Origin of the sequence: Mesorhizobium sp. B2-7-3 (assembly GCF_006440715.1) — a bacterium.
Classification (GTDB): domain Bacteria; phylum Pseudomonadota; class Alphaproteobacteria; order Rhizobiales; family Rhizobiaceae; genus Mesorhizobium; species Mesorhizobium australicum.
On record NZ_VFTY01000006.1, the window covers coordinates 263,684 to 279,029 of the forward strand.

Annotated in this window: 16 protein-coding genes; 5 read left to right on the forward strand and 11 right to left on the reverse strand. The window is 64.9% G+C overall.

Features of this window, described 5'->3' with window-relative positions; translation table 11 throughout:
* Positions 1-3: 3 nt before the first annotated feature.
* From FJW04_RS16075 to FJW04_RS16105, 7 genes are all read right to left on the reverse strand, one after another.
* Entirely contained in the window at positions 4-1,398 is a 1,395-nt protein-coding gene (locus FJW04_RS16075) for an FAD-binding oxidoreductase (RefSeq protein WP_140715238.1), read from the reverse strand.
* Between the two features lie 214 nt (positions 1,399-1,612).
* Positions 1,613-2,872 (reverse strand): ABC transporter substrate-binding protein, encoded by a 1,260-nt coding sequence (locus tag FJW04_RS16080; protein ID WP_140661546.1) that lies wholly within the window; start codon positions 2,870-2,872, stop codon positions 1,613-1,615.
* Positions 2,873-2,919: 47 nt separating this feature from the next.
* Positions 2,920-3,351 carry a DUF4440 domain-containing protein gene (locus FJW04_RS16085; protein ID WP_041163518.1) on the reverse strand — a complete coding sequence of 144 codons (432 nt, stop codon included), beginning with the start codon at positions 3,349-3,351 and terminating at the stop codon, positions 2,920-2,922.
* Positions 3,348-4,403 carry an aldo/keto reductase gene (locus tag FJW04_RS16090; protein ID WP_140715240.1) on the reverse strand — a complete coding sequence of 352 codons (1,056 nt, stop codon included), beginning with the start codon at positions 4,401-4,403 and terminating at the stop codon, positions 3,348-3,350. The genes FJW04_RS16085 and FJW04_RS16090 overlap by 4 nt, the downstream gene beginning before the upstream one ends.
* A complete protein-coding gene (locus tag FJW04_RS16095) occupies positions 4,400-4,753 on the reverse strand; it encodes a TIGR04076 family protein (protein ID WP_023782304.1) in 354 nt (117 codons plus the stop codon). The genes FJW04_RS16090 and FJW04_RS16095 overlap by 4 nt, the downstream gene beginning before the upstream one ends.
* A 1-nt stretch (position 4,754) precedes the next feature.
* Positions 4,755-5,237, reverse strand: coding sequence for a DUF3830 family protein (locus FJW04_RS16100; protein ID WP_140715242.1), 483 nt, complete (start codon positions 5,235-5,237; stop codon positions 4,755-4,757).
* Positions 5,234-5,968 carry a GntR family transcriptional regulator gene (locus FJW04_RS16105; RefSeq protein ID WP_140715244.1) on the reverse strand — a complete coding sequence of 245 codons (735 nt, stop codon included), beginning with the start codon at positions 5,966-5,968 and terminating at the stop codon, positions 5,234-5,236. Before FJW04_RS16105 ends, FJW04_RS16100 begins: the two co-directional genes overlap by 4 nt.
* A gap of 126 nt (positions 5,969-6,094) precedes the next feature.
* Here FJW04_RS16105 and FJW04_RS16110 point away from each other — a divergent pair, with 126 nt between their 5' ends.
* Genes FJW04_RS16110 through FJW04_RS16130 form a run of 5 tightly spaced genes read left to right on the forward strand, consistent with a single transcriptional unit; the run spans position 6,095 to position 10,827 of the window.
* Positions 6,095-6,895: an ABC transporter ATP-binding protein gene (locus FJW04_RS16110; RefSeq protein ID WP_140715246.1), complete on the forward strand. Its 801-nt coding sequence runs from the start codon at positions 6,095-6,097 to the stop codon at positions 6,893-6,895.
* Positions 6,892-7,641 (forward strand): ABC transporter ATP-binding protein, encoded by a 750-nt coding sequence (locus FJW04_RS16115; protein WP_015319025.1) that lies wholly within the window; start codon positions 6,892-6,894, stop codon positions 7,639-7,641. Before FJW04_RS16110 ends, FJW04_RS16115 begins: the two co-directional genes overlap by 4 nt.
* Positions 7,638-8,546 (forward strand): branched-chain amino acid ABC transporter permease, encoded by a 909-nt coding sequence (locus FJW04_RS16120; protein ID WP_140617455.1) that lies wholly within the window; start codon positions 7,638-7,640, stop codon positions 8,544-8,546. Before FJW04_RS16115 ends, FJW04_RS16120 begins: the two co-directional genes overlap by 4 nt.
* Complete coding sequence (locus FJW04_RS16125; RefSeq protein WP_181171260.1) at positions 8,543-9,526, forward strand: branched-chain amino acid ABC transporter permease; 984 nt, start codon at positions 8,543-8,545, stop codon at positions 9,524-9,526. Before FJW04_RS16120 ends, FJW04_RS16125 begins: the two co-directional genes overlap by 4 nt.
* Positions 9,523-10,827, forward strand: coding sequence for an FAD-dependent oxidoreductase (locus FJW04_RS16130; protein ID WP_140715248.1), 1,305 nt, complete (start codon positions 9,523-9,525; stop codon positions 10,825-10,827). The genes FJW04_RS16125 and FJW04_RS16130 overlap by 4 nt, the downstream gene beginning before the upstream one ends.
* Before the next feature lie 21 nt (positions 10,828-10,848).
* Here the strand turns inward: FJW04_RS16130 and FJW04_RS16135 are convergent, their stop codons facing one another.
* The 4 genes from FJW04_RS16135 to FJW04_RS16150 are packed head-to-tail and all read right to left on the reverse strand — an operon-like array spanning position 10,849 to position 15,184.
* Positions 10,849-11,505 carry a GntR family transcriptional regulator gene (locus FJW04_RS16135; protein ID WP_140715250.1) on the reverse strand — a complete coding sequence of 219 codons (657 nt, stop codon included), beginning with the start codon at positions 11,503-11,505 and terminating at the stop codon, positions 10,849-10,851.
* Between the two features lie 15 nt (positions 11,506-11,520).
* Positions 11,521-12,822 (reverse strand): aspartate aminotransferase family protein, encoded by a 1,302-nt coding sequence (locus FJW04_RS16140; protein WP_140715252.1) that lies wholly within the window; start codon positions 12,820-12,822, stop codon positions 11,521-11,523.
* A 5-nt stretch (positions 12,823-12,827) separates the two neighbouring features.
* Positions 12,828-13,886: a phosphotransferase gene (locus FJW04_RS16145; protein WP_140715254.1), complete on the reverse strand. Its 1,059-nt coding sequence runs from the start codon at positions 13,884-13,886 to the stop codon at positions 12,828-12,830.
* Positions 13,883-15,184 (reverse strand): ArgE/DapE family deacylase, encoded by a 1,302-nt coding sequence (locus tag FJW04_RS16150; protein ID WP_181172957.1) that lies wholly within the window; start codon positions 15,182-15,184, stop codon positions 13,883-13,885. The genes FJW04_RS16145 and FJW04_RS16150 overlap by 4 nt, the downstream gene beginning before the upstream one ends.
* Positions 15,185-15,346 lie beyond the last annotated feature (162 nt).

The following is a 15,346-nucleotide window of genomic DNA, read 5'->3' on the forward strand; positions in this document are numbered from 1 at the left end:
GTTTCAAACGGTTGGGTCAAGGTCGAAGACTCGTCCGGGATTGAGGATGTTCTTCGGATCGAGCGCCGTCTTCAGCCGCCGCATCGTGGCGATCTCGGCGTCACTGCGCACCAGATTCAGCCACTGCTTCTTGTCGAGGCCGATGCCATGCTCGGCCGACACGCCACCTCCGGCCGCCGCCACGCCGCGATAGATGATACCGTAGGCCGCCGCCGGGTCCGCCGTCAGCACCTGATAGTGCAGCTTGCCGTCCCCGAGATGGCCGAAGACGTAAATGTCGGCACCGGGATCGACCGCGCGGATGGCGGCATCCGCTTCTTGCAGGAACGCCCCCATTCGCGCCAACGGGATGCTGATGTCGACGCCGATCAGGCCTTTCATCGAAAACAGGACGCGGTTGGCGTCCTCCCGCACATCCCACAGCGCGCGGAATTCGCGCGGCGATTGGGAGACGACAACATCGTCGACGACGCCGTCCTCGACCGCCTGCATCAAGACCTCGGCGAAGCGCTCGCCGTCACGTTCTGGCTCACTGCCCTGGATTTCGGCCAGCACATAGACGGGTGATCCGGCCGGAAGCGGCGCCGGCATGGCCATGCTGGCGACCATGACGTCATAGAGCGGCGCGATATTGACCTCATAGGCGGACAATAGCGGGCCGAGCTTTTGCCGCAGCAGCCCAAGCAGGCCAATCGCCGCATCGAGCGAAGGCAGCGCGCAGAAGGCGTTCACCTCGGATGCGGGCTTGGGATGCAGCCGGAGCGCGGCGCGGGTGACGACGCCAAGCGTCCCTTCCGCGCCGATGAAGAGTTGGCCGAGGTCGTAGCCGGAATTGTCCTTGGGCAGGCCTTTGAGCGACGTCAGCACGGTGCCATCGGCGATTACCGCCTCCAGCCCCAGCACCTGTGCCCGGTACATGCCATAACGCAGCACGCGGATGCCGCCGGCATTGGTGGCGATGTTGCCGCCGACCGTGGCGGAGCCGCGCGCGCCGATATCGACGCCGAACATCAGCCCGGCGCCGTCGGCCACTTCCTGCACCGATTGCAGCGTCGCGCCAGCTTCGGCGACGATGGTGGCGGCTTGACGATCCGGGGCGGCAAGGCCGGTCATGCGCTCCAGCGACAGCACGACCTCGCCCGGCTGGACGCGCGCGCCACCGGCCAGCCCGGTGCGCCCGCCCTGGACGACGACCGGCTGGCCAAGAGCGTTGCACGCGGCGAGTGCCGCCGCGACACCCTCGGCATCGCGCGGGCGCAGCACGGCTTCGGGAAGCACGCCGAGCTTGCCGTCGGGATCGTCACGATAGCGCTGGTCCACGCCGGAGCCGGCGAGCATGCCGCCCGCGCCCAGCCTGTTGCCAAGCGCGGAGAGAAGCCGTTGTGTTTCAGGCGACATCCGGCTCAGGCGCCTGCGTGACAGGGCGCAGCGTCAGCATCCAACAACCAGATCGCCCGATGAGTATCCTTGTCCAGCACGCTCGCCGTCCCTTGAACTGCAGGCGGCCGATCCTAATCGCGCCCGCTTGTCGTGCAAGCGATATCGAGCTGTCTCAGACTATGCCGGCATCGATCGCGATGGGCGAGATCGATGCCGGAAGTACAGCGTCGGCTTACTGAAGCTTGGCCTGCAGCGCGTTGACGTCGTCGGTGGTCATTTCACCATCAGTCGTCACCTTGCCGTCGGCGATCTTCCACAGCCGGAACGGGCCAGTGATGTCGCCAAACTTGTCGAAGGCGACGGGACCGATGACGCCTTCATAGCGGATCGGCTTGCCGTCCTTGATCAGGCCGAGCGCCTTGGCGAATTCTTCCTTGCCGGCATAAATCGGCGTGCCGGCGGGATCGACTGCCTTGTACATCGCGTCCTTGATCTTGGCCGGGTCCTCGGAGCCGGCAATCGCGATGGCGAGCCCGACAATGGCGCCGGCATCATAGGAGCGGTCTGCCGCGGGATTTGACGGTTCGATGCCGGAAAACGCCTTGTAGTTCTTGGTGAAATACTCCGTCGAGGCGGTCGGGCTGGTGCCGGAAGACGTGCCATAGGCGTCCTTCAGATAATCGGCGCCGACGGACTCGATAAAATCGGGGCTGTTCATGCCGTCATTGAGCAGGAATTTCTGCACGCCGCCCTGCGAAATCCAGGTGCGGGCGATGGTGGCGCCGTCGACGGGCGTGCTGACCAGGTACAGTCCATCCGGTTCGCCACCCATCGCCGCGGTGACTTCCGAGGCGTAGCTCGACTGCTTCTCGTTGTAGGGCGTGTCGGAGACGATGGTGCCGCCGAGCGCTTTGTAGGCACGCGAGAATTCGGCCACCATGTTGACGCCGAAGTCGTTGTTGACGTGGATGATCGCCAGCTTCTTGAAACCCTTGTCGACGGCATATTTGGCGGCGGCCACGCCCTGCAGCGCATCCGAGGTGATGGTGCGGAAAAAGATACCGTTGGTCTTGCCGTCGCGGCCGAGTGTCGTCAGCGTCGGCGAGGACGACGCCGGCGAGACCTGGACGATCTTGGCCGGCGCGGTCACCGAGGTCAGGATCGGGATCGACACCGAGGAGATGATGCCGCCGATGATCACAGGCACTTTCTTGACCTGAACCAGCTGGGTGGCGGCATCGACCGCGATGTTGCCCTGGCTCTGGCTGTCGCGCGTGTCGGTGACGAGATCGCAACCGCGCACGCCGCCGGCTTGGTTGATGTCGCGGAAGGCCATTTCGACCGACTTGGCGCCGGCCTGGCCGTATTCACCGGCCGGACCGGTCAGTTCCATGACGAGACCGATGGTGATCTTGCAGTCGGCGGCCTGTGCGGCACCCGCCATCGTCACGAGAGCAAGTGCCGTGGTGAGCTGGAGTAACGTCTTTCTCATTGTTGTTCCCCTTGAGTTACACGAACTGATTTGACGTCTGGAAAGTCTCAGTGTTCCGGCACCTGCAGCCAGGTTTCATGCAGATGCCGCCATTGGACGCCGTTGGGCGCCGATGAACGGGTGGTGAAGACCGCGCTCGACTGGCGGCGGCTGTGCTTGCCCGCGCGCAGCTGCGCCTCGACATAGAGGACGACGATCGTGTCGCCATCCTGCCAGCCGGGCCGGATGTCCTCGATGGAGATGGCAAAGCCGTCGTCGCAAGTGGCGCGGCTGGAGCGCACATGGTCGATCACGGCATCGCGGTCGAGGATCTGGCCGCCTGGTGCGATCATGGTCAGGCCTTCGCCCATGACGGCTTCGAAGCGGCCGAAATCCACCTTGTCGGCGCGCGAGGCGACGAACCAGTCGACGAAAAAGCGATGCAGATCGACGACTTCGGCGCTGGCCTGCGAAAACAACCTGTCGTCCATGGTCTTCATATCCGGCCCGCGTTGAGATTGTAGTGCATGATCGAGCCGTGGCGGCCGTGGCGGTCGCGCTCCAGCGTGTAGACATCTCCCTCAAGGCCGTTGCCCCTCGCTATCACGGCTGCAATCCGCGCACGGTCATCGGCGTCGAGTACGACATCCATGATCTTGGCGTTGGCCAGCGCATGCGCCTGGTTGCGGGCACCGACGATGACCGCGGCCACTCGCGGCTGCTCCAGCACCCAGGCGCTGGCGATGGTGGCGACGTCGACGGCGTGGCGGTCGCCCACCGCCTTCAGCGCGCGAAGCAGTTGCTGGAACAGGTCCCAGCCGCCGAAATCGTCGATGATCAGCTTGTACTTGACCAGCGAGCGGTTTTCGAGCGGCGTGCCGGGTTCGGCGACACCAAGCCATTTGTCGCTGAGAAAGCCGCCGGCCACAGAACCGTAGCAGAGGAAGCTGACGCCGTTTTCCTCCGCAAGCGCCGCGAGGCTGTTCGCCGGACGCTGGTCGAGCACCGAATATTGCAGCTGCTGGCTGACCAGCGGTATGCCGGCTGACAGAATTTCGGCAAGCCGGGGCGTATCGAAATTGGTGGTGCCGAGATTGCGCAGCTTGCCCTCGCGCCGAAGCTCGTCGAGCCAACCCATCGCCTCGACATAGCGCGGCTGCGCATAATCCCACCAGTGAAACTGCACGAGGTCGAGCCGCTCGGTCTTAAGCCTGCGCAGCGACTGGTCGACGATGCCCCTGATATAGTCGCGGCTGATCGTAGCGAGCCGTTCAAGGTCGGGCACGAGCTTGGTGTGCACCTTCATTTTGGCGGCTGCATCGAGACCACGCTCATTGGCCAGCCGCAAGCGCGCGGCGCCGATCAATTCCTCGACGCCGGTGTAGATATCGGCGCAATCATAGGTCCAGATGCCGGCATCGAAGGTGGCGATCAGGTCGCTTACGGCCTGACTGCGATCGATGGCGCCATGGCCGCCGGCCAGTTGCCAGCCACCGCGTATGACGCGCGAAATCGCGTAGCCCGGGCTGAGCTCGAATGTCTTGGCGGTCATGTCAGGTCATTCCCTTTCGGCAGCGGCACGGCCGTGGTTTCGGCATGGCTGAATCGCCGCTTGGCCAGCCTGACGATCCGCAGCCTGCTGGCACAGTTGGGATCGGGACAGGCGATCTCCGCGTCCGAGGTCATCCAGTCGTTCGGGTGGGTCGGGCGCTGCTTCGCCGCCAGGAGCGGCAGCACCGCCGAGATCGAATAGATCGAAAAGCCCTGCCCGGCTGGCATCGACAGCATCTCGCCCTTGAGCTCGAAATAGTCGCCGGCCCTGGCGCCGCAATAAATCGGCTTGCCCTGCGGAATGACCGCCTCGACGCGGAGATCGAAGAGTTCGAAACTGTCGTCAGCCATTTCAGGCCTCCACCAGGCTGAAGGTGATGTCGCAGACGCCGTTGCGGCGGATGATGCCGCAGGCAGCCGCGAATTGATCGCGCTCCCCGGGTCTCACCTGCGCGACGACGCTGCCGGCCAGCCAGCCGATCGGGAACAGCAGACGCGCGCCCTGCCCGTAGAACAGGCCGATGTCGAAGATCGCGTTGGGGTTGCCGCCCCACATGCGCGGCGGCACGTAGGACAACACGATGTCACCTGGCTGCGGCGTCAGGGTCGCGTTCTCCGCCGGCAGCGGCTGGGCATAGGCCTGCCCCTCGAGATCGGCTGATGGAACCGGAGAGGAGATCTCAGGTCCCGTCCACATGGCGTGAATGGCGGGGACGACACGTGGCGTGGCGAGATAGGCTGTGAGAAAGGCCGCATTCTCCGGCGCCTTTTCCGGCAGCAGCAGCGCAGTGACGGAAAGCTTGGAGCGGGGCTCGCTGATCCTGATGGAGGTCATATCTGGCCTTTCGCGGCGGCGGATTGCAGTTTGCTGCGCAGGAAGGTGAAGGGCCGGCTGATGTCGGCGACCAGTGCTTCGCGCGCCGCCCGAGCATCCTGCGTGGCCAGCGCCTCGACGATGCGGCGGTGATACTGGGCGGTGTCGACCTCGCCGGCTTCCGAGAAAGCGTAGATGGCGACGCGGATGCATGGACCTGATTGCAGCCACAGGCTCTCGATCATCGGGATCAACACGGCCGAGCCGCAGGAGCGATAGATCTCGAAGTGAAAGCTCTGGTTGAGCGTCACTTCGCGGTCGACATCCTTCTTGTGTTTCAGCGCCCGCATCTCGTCCCACTCGCCGAGAATGGTTTCGATGGTGGAGATCTGGCGCGGCCCCATGCGGGCGGCGGCCAGCGCGATCGCCTCGCCCTCGATCAGGATACGGGCTCGCAAGAGATCGTCGAGGCGCTCCAGCGTGATTGGCGGTACCCGCACCGAACGGTTGGGCAGCGCCTCCAGCGCCTTTTCCGTGATCAGCCGGCCAAGCGCCTCGCGCACCGGCATGGTCGAAGTGACCAGCGCATCGGCCAGACCGCGGATGGTCAGCACCTGGCTTGGTTCGAACAGGCCACCGATCAAGGCCCGACGCAGCTCGGAATAGACGCGATCCTGCACCGTCTCGCGGCCGACCGGCGCGAGCTGGGCCGCGATCGCCTCGTTGTTTTTTTCGATGGCAGCCTTTTGCATGGAATTCCGTTCTCGGCGGGTTTTCGGCTTGCGGATGAGATTAAAGCCGAATAGCGTGATCAAAGCAAGTGTGATCACAAATCATAATCAGAAGACGGCGACGACCGTCTTCGGCCAGAGGGTTTGATGAGCGAGGCAGCGGAAAGGCAGGGGAAGGAGACCCGTGTCCCGGTCCTGACGGCAAGCAACGTCGTCAGGCGGTTCGGCGGCCTTGTCGCCGTCAACAATGTCTCGTTTCATGTCAAAGCGGGCGAAATCCTTGGCCTGATCGGACCCAACGGGGCCGGCAAGACGACCATGTTCGACCTGCTCGCAGGCAGCATCCTGCCGACCAGCGGCGACATCCTTCTCAACGGCACGCGCGTCTCCGGCGAAGCCGCTCATTTGCGCATCGGCCGAGGGCTCGGCCGCACCTTCCAGATCCCGCGCCCGCTGCCCAATCTGACGCTGATCGAAAACATCATGCTCGCGGCACAGGGTCAGGCCGGCGAAAAGCTGCTGGCTAACTTCCTCACGCCGTGGCGGGTGGCGGCACAGGAAAAAGCCGCCCGGACGAAAGCCCTCGAGCTGCTCGAACTCGTCACCCTCAGCCATCTCGCCCATGAGCCGGCGCGCGTGCTGTCCGGCGGCCAGCGCAAGCTGCTCGAACTTGCCCGGGTCATGATGGCCGACCCGGCGATCATCCTGCTTGACGAACCCGCCGCCGGCGTCAACGCGACGCTGCTCGAAGTCATCATCGACCGCATCCGCGACATCAACGCGCGCGGCATCACCTTCCTGCTGATCGAGCACAACATCGACATGGTGACGCGGCTCTGTCACCGTGTCCTTGTCATGGCGAGCGGCCAACTGCTGAGCGAAGGCACGGCGGAAGAGGTCGCTCGCGACCCGCGCGTCATCGAGGCCTATCTCGGAGGCACCGCATGAGCGAGACCGTCCTCGATGTGCGCGACCTCGAAGCCGGCTATGAGCCCGGCGTGCCGATCGTGCGCGGCGCCTCGATCACCGTCGACAGAGGCGAGATCGTCGTCGTGCTCGGCCCCAACGGCGCTGGCAAGTCGAGCTTCATCAAGGCGATCGCCGGCCTCGTGCCGATCACCGGCGGCACGGTGCTGCTGGACGGCAGGGACATCACCGCCGCGCCCGCCCACACCATGGTGCGGCTTGGCCTCGCCTTCGTGCCGCAGACCGAGAACATCTTTCCGCTGATGTCGGTGGAGGACAATCTCAAGGTGTCCTGCGGCATCCTTGAGCGGCGCGACATCCCGGCCCGCATCGAGGAAATGTACGCAGCCTTCCCCGACCTTGTCCGCCAGCGCCGCACCGCCGCCGGCAATCTGTCGGGAGGCCAGCGGCAGATGCTTGCCGTGGCGCGGGCGCTGATCGTCCATCCCAAGGTGCTGGTGCTGGACGAGCCGTCCGCCGGCCTGTCGCCGAAGTTCGTCGCGATGGTATTCGAGATGCTGGCCGGCATCCGCAAGTCCGGAGTCACCATCCTTTTGGTCGAGCAGAATGCCAAGGCAGCGCTTGCCATCGGCGACCGCGCCTATGTGCTGGCCGAAGGCAAGGACCGGCACGAAGGCATAGCCTCCGAATTGTGGAACGACCCTGTCGTCGCCGAACTCTATCTTGGCCAGCGCCCTTCTCACGTAGGTAAGGGAGGCGCGGCATGAGCCTGCAATTCATCGTCGACGGATTGCTGACCGGCTCGATGATCGGCCTCGGCGCCATCGGCGTGACGCTCACCTATTCGATCCTGCGTTTCTCCAACTTCGCCCATGGCGACTTCATGGCCTGGGGCACCTATGCGACGCTGGCCGTGGTCAGTGCCATCGGTGCGATGTTCGGCAAGGTGGCACCGATCGGGCCGCTATCCTTCGGCTGGCCGCTTCTTGTTGCCCTGATCGTCGGCATGGCATTCACCGCCTTGCTCGCACTGCTGCTCGACAAGATCCTGTTTTCGCGGCTGCGCTCGCAGGGCCAGGCGATCATCGTGGTGATGGCGAGCTTCGGCGCCTCGATGGCGCTACGCAGCCTGCTCGAATTCACCTTCACCTCACGGCCGACCTATTTCAGCCGGGCGATCCAGATCGCCATGCCGGTCGGCTTCGGCATCCGCATCACGCCCGACCAGATCGCATTGCTCGTGTTGACCGCCATACTCGTGCTCGGCGTGCATCTGTTGATGACGCGCACGCAGACTGGCCGCGCCATGCAGGCCTTGAGCCAGAACGCGGCACTGGCCCGCGTCGTCGGGATCGACGTTGCCAGCGTGGTGCGGGTGACGTGGATCATCGGCGGCGCGCTCGCCTGCGTGGCTGGCGTGATGATCGGCATCCTGGTGCAGATCCGCCCGTTCATGGGCTTCGACATGCTGCTGCCGATGTTCGCCGCCGCCATCCTCGGCGGCATCGGCAGCATCCCGGGCGCGGTGCTCGGCGGCCTGATCATCGGTCTCGCCGAAGCCGGCGCGGTGCAGCTGATCGGCGCCGAATGGCGCGCCGCCGTTTCCTTCATCATCCTGATGGCTGTGCTGTTCGTGCGGCCGATCGGCCTTTTCGGAGTTCGGGAAAGATGATCGATCTGGTCGGATACGGCGCCTTCTTCCTGACCACGGCGCTGATCTTCTCACTGGTCACGCTGGGGCTCAACCTGCAATGGGGCTTGACCGGCCTGTTCAATGTCGGCCTGGCGGGCTTCGTCGCCATCGGCGCCTACACCTCGGCGCTGCTGACGACACCGGACGATCCCGCGCGGCTCGGCGGCTTTGGCCTGCCCATCCTCGCCGGCTGGGTGGGTGCCATGATCGTTGGCGGCATTGCGGCCGCGCTTACCGGCATGGCGACGTTGCGTCTTAGATCCGACTATCTGGCGATCACCACCTTCGGCGTGGCCGTCGTCGTGCAATTGGTCGCGCTCAACGCGCAGAAACTGACCGGCGGACCTTTCGGCATCGGCTTCATCCCGCGCCCCTTCGGCGGCCTGGCGGAGACGCCGCTGCTGTTCAACCTGTCGAACCTCGCCGTCGTCTGTGCTGTGACGCTGATTGCCTATCTCGCCTTGGAGCACCTGTCGCGCAGTCCGTGGGGCCGTGTGCTGAAGGCGCTCCGCGAAGACGAGCGGGCGGCGATTTCTCTCGGCAAGAGCGCGCGCTTCTACCGCGTCCAGGCGTTTGCCGTCGGCGGCGCCATCATGGCGCTGGCCGGCGCGCTGCAGGCGCATTTCACCGGCTTCATCGCGCCGGACAATTACCTGCCGATCCTCACCTTTCAGGTCTGGGTGATGCTGATCGTCGGGGGCTCGGGCAGCAATCTCGGCGCGGTCATCGGCAGTGTCCTGGTCTGGGGGATTTGGGCCGGATCGGGCACGCTGACCAGCGTGTTCTTCCCGCCCGAGCAGCAGGCGCGCGCCGCCTCGCTGCAGATCGTCGCCATCGGCGTGATGCTCTGCGTGATCCTGCTGATGCGGCCGAACGGATTGTTCGGCGACAGGCCGCTGCGGACGCGCTTCGGCAAGCGCAAGCGGATCGCCACGGACAAAAGCGGTTCCGGTTCATGAATGCCCTGGTCCGGCAGAGTGCGAACGGCACTTCGCTTTGGCATGCCATCAGCCGCGATCGCCGCAAGCGGCCTGCGCTGAGTGGCAACCTCGATGTCGACCTTGCCATTGTCGGCGGCGGATTTTCTGGCCTTTCAACCGCATTGCACGCCGCCGGAAAAGGACTTTCCATCACCGTTCTCGAAGCCGAGATCATCGCCTGGGGCGCGACCGGCAGGAATGCCGGTTTCGTCGTGCCGAACTTCGCCAGGATGGATCCCGATGGCATCCTCGCGCATCTTGGCCCCGAGCGCGGCGAACGGCTCATCGATTTTGCCGCCGGCAGTGCCGACCTCGTCTTCGGCTTGATCCGGCGGCACGGCATCGACTGCGACGCGGTGCAGAACGGATGGATCCAGCCGGCGCACTCGCCGGCGGCCCTGGAGAAGGTCAAATCCCGCGCGGACCAATGGGCGCGGCGCGGCCGGCCTGTCGTCACCCTGGATCGGCAAGAGGTCGAAGCGCTGACCGGCGCGCGCGGCTATGTCGGTGGCTGGATGGATCGTTCCAGCGGCGTGCTCAATCCGGTCGCCTATGCGCGGGGGCTCGCCGATGCGGCGGAGAAGGCCGGCGCGAAGATTTTCGAGCACACGCCGGTCACCTCGATCGATCGCGTCGCCGATGGTTGGGCACTTCAAACACGGTTGGGCCTGGTACGCGCGGCCAAGGTGCTGATCGCTACCAACGCTTATGGCGGGTCGCTCGATCCGTTGCTGCGGCGAACCTATATTCCGCTGAAGGTCTTCCAGATTGCGGCCGCGCCCCTGCCGCATGAAATCCGAACGCGTCTGCTGCCTGGCGGACAAGGCGTCGGCGACACCAGGCGCAACCTCTTCACCTTTCGCTTCGACGCCGACAACCGGCTGATCAGCGGCGGCATGCATATTCTTGGCGCCGGCGCCGATACGCGCGTGCCGCAAACAATCTGGCGACGGCTCGGCCGGCGCCTCGACCTGCCTGATTTGCCCCCCCTTGCCTACAGCTGGTCGGGGATGGCGGCGGTCGAACCGGATTTCCTGCCGCATCTCCTGGACCTCGGACCGGGGCTGATCGCCGGTCGCGCCTGCAATGGACGCGGCATTGCCATGACCACGGCGATGGGCAAGGTGCTGGCCGACTGGGCCGCTGGAACCGAAGCGCGTGATTTGCCGCTGCCCTTCGCACCGCCGGCGCCAATTCCGTTCCATGCCCTGCTGCGGCACGCGCCCAACATGCTGCTCGGCTGGAGCATCCTGCGCGACCGGATGGACGAGACGGCATAGGCTGACCGAGCCTGCCCGCGATCAGTGCGCCATGTGGAGATTGTCGCAGAGGACCGCGGCCGCCACGGAGATATCCTCTTCAAGGGAAGCCCGAACGGCCGGGCCGTTGCGCTGTTCCAGCGCGGCGACGATCCCGCGGTGTGCGTCATTGGATTGCGGAATGTAGCGATCGGCCCGCATCAGGAGCTTGAGATAGGGTCCGACTCGCCCCCAGAGATCGCGGATCATGTTCAAGAGGATCGGCGCGCCGGCGTGCTCATAAATAGCAAAATGGAAGGCTTCGTTCAGGGCCAGATAGGCCGTGGCGTCCTGCGCCTCGATGGCCCGCTGCATGTCGGCGAGCGCGGCTTGGATGTCGGCCAGCCCGCTTTCAGTCATCCGTGACGTGGCCATCTCGCCTGCCAGTCCCTCGACGGCGATGCGGATGCGCGTCAGTTCCGAGAAGGCGGGCGCGGAGAGCAAGGGCACGATGATCGAGCGGTTGTTCTGCATTTCCAGAAGTCGCTCGGCGACCAGTCTTTGCAGCGCCTCGCGGATCGGCGTCGTCGAAATGCCAAAGCTCTCGGCAAGCTTGCGGATGACCAGTATCTGGCCCGGGCTGAAGCCGCCCGAGATCAACTCCTGCTTGAGCGCGCCGTAGGCCCGGTCATTGAGGGTTTGATGCTCGAGCTTCAGCATGCGTGCCCGCTCAGCTCACCAGTTCGACAGTGCGCGATCGAGCGCCTCGGCCAGCTGCTCGGCATTGTCCCTGGCAAAGGGCAGTGGCGGCCTGATCTTCAGCACATTGCCGCGTGGACCGCACGACGAGATCAGCACGCCGTCCTCGCGCATGGCTTCAACGACGGATGAAGTCTTGGCAGCAGCAGTGGCCTCATCCTCCGCCATCAGCTCGACGCCGAAATAGAGGCCGTTGTGCCTGACATCGGCGACCATGCCGTGCCGGCTCTGCAAGGCGCGCAGCAATTCTCCTGTATAGGCGCCAACCGTCCGCGCGTTCTCGATCAGCCCCTCGCCCTCGATCACATCGAGCACGGCGATGCCGACCGCGGCGGCGACCGGATTGCCGCCGAAAGTGTTGAAGTAGCCGGTGTTCGAACCGAACGAGCTCACCAGCTGCGGCCGCGCGATCACCGCGCCCATGGGATGCCCGTCGCCGATCGGCTTGCCCATGGTGACGATGTCAGGCGCGAGGCCATAGTTGCCGAAGCCCCACATGCCCTGGCCGAGCCGGCCGAAACCGGACTGGACCTCGTCGGCGATGACGATGCCGCCGGCCTTCCTGACATGATCGGCCGCCTCGCGCATGACGGAAGCCTCGGGGAAGAAAATGCCGTCGCTGGAAAAGGCGGAATCAAGCAGCAGCGCCGCCGGGCGGATGTTTTGCGCGCGCATATCCTCGATGGCAGCGGCGACATTTCTGGCGAAATCATGCGCGGCGCGGCCGCCGTCGCGGAACGTGTCCGGCGCTGCCACGGCCCGATGCCGGGCGGGCACGCCCGCTGCCCCGACCGCAGCCGGCGACAGCTGTGCTGTCGCGATGGTCGCGCCGTGGTAGGCGAAGTCGGTGATGATCACGCCGGTGTTGCCGGTCGAGTGCTGGGCGATGCGGATGGCGAGATCGTTGGCCTCGCTGCCGGTGCAGGTGAACATGGCATGGCCGAGATGGGAGGGAAGCGTGCCGAGCAGCCTTTCCGCGTAGTCGAGGATGATCTCGCTGAGATAGCGCGTGTGCGTGTTGAGCGTGGCGGCCTGCCCAGACAGCGCCTCTACGACGCGCGGGTGGCAGTGTCCGACGGAGGCGACGTTGTTATAGGCGTCGAGGTATTTTCGGCCTTGGGCATCGTAGAGCCAGACACCGCTGCCACGCACCAGATGGATCGGGCTGCGGTAGAAGGCGCGATAGGTCGGCCCGAGCAATCTGGCGCGACGTTCGAGCAGCGCTTGCTCGGATGCCGCCGAATCGACATTTGCAGGATGTGGCGAGGACAGGGACACGGCATCTACTCCGGCTTGGAATGGTCGAGAAAATAGCGGCGGGCGTCCGCGGACGACAGTCCGTCCAGCCGCTCAAGCGAGGCCCAGACCTCGGTGATGAGGCGCAGGACATAGTCGCGCTTGGCTGGAAAACGCTCGGCCTGCCAGCTGGCGATGTTGGCGATGAGTGCGAGGCGGGCACGAATGAGGTGAAAGAGGATGCCAAGTTCTTCGATCTCGAGCGGCTGCACGGACTGATAGCCGGCGACGAAGCGCGCGGCGGGCGCCAGCGGATGACCTTCGGCCGGCCAGCGATAGACGGCCCCGATGGCGAGATCGCAGATCAGCGGCGAATGGATCATGTCGCCGAAATCGAGGATGCCGTTGACCATTTCCGGTCGCGAAGCGTCCATCACCACATTGTAGGAGTTCATGTCGTTGTGGACGATCTGGGCGCGCAGTCCGGGAATAACCGGCGCCGCGTGCTCCTCGTAGGCGTCGATGGCGCGCTCGACCATGGCGCGGTGGCCGGCATCGACGATATGCGCCAGCATGGGCCGCGTCTTGGCGACCTTGCGGATGTCCCACAAAAGGTCGCTGCCGGCGGCCGGATGGAAGAAGCCGCGCAGCGCCCGGCCAAGCCGGGCGAGGAAGATGCCGAGATTGCGATCCTGTGCCGATGAGGTGGGCGAGCGCGAAAGCAGCTGGCCCGGCAGATAGGTGACGAGCCGCACGATGCGCGGCACCGATCCGCCGAGGTCGACCATGAACTGCGCTTCGCCTTCAAGGCTCTTGCGCACCGAGGGAACCGGCAAAGCCGGGTCGACGATCAGTATGTGGTCGAGCGCCTTGTTCTGGAAATCGGTGAAATCAGCCTCTTCCGCCGGATGCGAGACCTTCAGGACAAATTCGCCCTCGCCTTCCGTCTGGATGTGAAAATTGTGGTCGCGTTCGCCTGGCAGCGTGCGCGCGCTGCCAGTGAGCCCATAGTGCCGACGCAACAGGGCAAGCGCCTCGGCGATCGAGACATCGGGCGCATCGTCCGCGAGCGTCTCGCCGAAAGCATCCGATACGGCCGCGTTCATGGCCTGATCTCGGCATCGATGGGTTCGAGGCCGCACCAGTCGGCGATGAAGAGCGCAATGGTCTGGGTGACCTTGCGCACGGAATCGAGATCGACAGCCTCGTCATAGCCATGCGGCATGCGGCAGATCGGGCCGTAGACGATTGCCGGCGTGTCGGCATAAAGGCCGAAGAAGCGCGCATCGGTGGTGGCCGAGGTGACATGTTCCGTCAACGGCTCACCCCACACGGCGGTGTGGCTGCGGCGCAGCACGGCTTCCATCTCGTCGGCGCCTTCCAGCACATAGCCCTCGGCCATGAAGCCGTTATAGGTCATCCTGGGCGGGCGATTGGCGAGGAACGGATCGGCGCGGGCGGCATCGGCGATGCAGGCCTCGAGTTCGGCCCTGGCGTCCTCGAGCTTCTGGCCGGGATAGGTCGCGACCCGCATCTCGAAGACGCAGCGGGCGGGAACGCTCGATGTCCATTCGCCGCCTTGGATCTTGCCGAGGTTGAATCGGATCGGGTGCGGGTGATTACAGAAATGCCTGTCGTCAACCTTTCTGGCATTCCAGACGATTTCGAGTTGCTTCAGCGCCTGGATGATGAGAAACGCCTTCTCGATGGCATTGGCGCCGGCGGAAAAGGCGCCCGACGCGTGCTGCGGATCGCCGTCGACCTCGACCTTGAACCAGATCGGCCCAACCTGCGCCCGCATTAATCTTGGTTCCAGCGGTTCGGGAATGAAGGCGGCGTCGGCGCGATAACCGCGCTGCAGGCAAGCGAGCGCACCATTGCCGGTGCACTCCTCCTCGACCACCGACTGCAGGAACACTTTCGCCGCAGGCTGATAGCCGAGGCCGCGCAAGGCGGCCAACGCATAGAGACAGGCCGACAGGCCCGCCTTCATGTCGCCGGCGCCACGGCCATGCATCCAGCCATCCTCGATCGCCGGATCGTAGGGATCTCGCACCCAGCGGTCGAGCGGTCCGGTCGGTACCACATCGATATGGCCGTTGAGGATCAGCGAGCGACCGGTGACGTTTTTCGGCGTGTGGGTGGCGACGACGTTGAACGCGTCATCGTAGGAAACCGCTACGGGCGAGAATCCAGGCAGGTCGCGGATCGCATCGACATCGACACGCCACATATCGACCGCATAGCCATTGGCTTCATAAGCAGCCGCCATGAAGGATTGCGCGGCGTGTTCCTCACCGCGCTGCGAGGGAAAGCGTACGAGGTCCGCCAGGAAGGCGAGCTGGCGGTCAAAGCCCTCGTCGACCGCCCGCAAGATGGCCTCGTCCGCAATTCGTTCAGGCATGATATTCCGCTTCTCTATGGATGGTGTATCATATCTCATATGCCATTCTTCGAAAAGGCAAGGCGACAGGCGGATCAAAATCATGGCCCACCTCTGGAGCCACTTGGCAGGCGGCCGCAGAGTTGGCATCAGCTTCTTGACATGCCGGCTAGGCTGCGCGGC

Bases quoted from the DNA above. Each gene is read 5' to 3' on its own strand.
- FJW04_RS16075 (WP_140715238.1), bottom strand. From the start codon at position 1,398: ATGTCGCCTGAAACACAACGGCTTCTCTCCGCGCTTGGCAACAGGCTG.
- FJW04_RS16080 (WP_140661546.1), bottom strand. From the start codon at position 2,872: ATGAGAAAGACGTTACTCCAGCTCACCACGGCACTTGCTCTCGTGACG.
- FJW04_RS16085 (WP_041163518.1), bottom strand. From the start codon at position 3,351: ATGAAGACCATGGACGACAGGTTGTTTTCGCAGGCCAGCGCCGAAGTC.
- FJW04_RS16090 (WP_140715240.1), bottom strand. From the start codon at position 4,403: ATGACCGCCAAGACATTCGAGCTCAGCCCGGGCTACGCGATTTCGCGC.
- FJW04_RS16095 (WP_023782304.1), bottom strand. From the start codon at position 4,753: ATGGCTGACGACAGTTTCGAACTCTTCGATCTCCGCGTCGAGGCGGTC.
- FJW04_RS16100 (WP_140715242.1), bottom strand. From the start codon at position 5,237: ATGACCTCCATCAGGATCAGCGAGCCCCGCTCCAAGCTTTCCGTCACT.
- FJW04_RS16105 (WP_140715244.1), bottom strand. From the start codon at position 5,968: ATGCAAAAGGCTGCCATCGAAAAAAACAACGAGGCGATCGCGGCCCAG.
- FJW04_RS16110 (WP_140715246.1), top strand. From the start codon at position 6,095: ATGAGCGAGGCAGCGGAAAGGCAGGGGAAGGAGACCCGTGTCCCGGTC.
- FJW04_RS16115 (WP_015319025.1), top strand. From the start codon at position 6,892: ATGAGCGAGACCGTCCTCGATGTGCGCGACCTCGAAGCCGGCTATGAG.
- FJW04_RS16120 (WP_140617455.1), top strand. From the start codon at position 7,638: ATGAGCCTGCAATTCATCGTCGACGGATTGCTGACCGGCTCGATGATC.
- FJW04_RS16125 (WP_181171260.1), top strand. From the start codon at position 8,543: ATGATCGATCTGGTCGGATACGGCGCCTTCTTCCTGACCACGGCGCTG.
- FJW04_RS16130 (WP_140715248.1), top strand. From the start codon at position 9,523: ATGAATGCCCTGGTCCGGCAGAGTGCGAACGGCACTTCGCTTTGGCAT.
- FJW04_RS16135 (WP_140715250.1), bottom strand. From the start codon at position 11,505: ATGCTGAAGCTCGAGCATCAAACCCTCAATGACCGGGCCTACGGCGCG.
- FJW04_RS16145 (WP_140715254.1), bottom strand. From the start codon at position 13,886: ATGAACGCGGCCGTATCGGATGCTTTCGGCGAGACGCTCGCGGACGAT.
- FJW04_RS16150 (WP_181172957.1), bottom strand. From the start codon at position 15,184: ATGCCTGAACGAATTGCGGACGAGGCCATCTTGCGGGCGGTCGACGAG.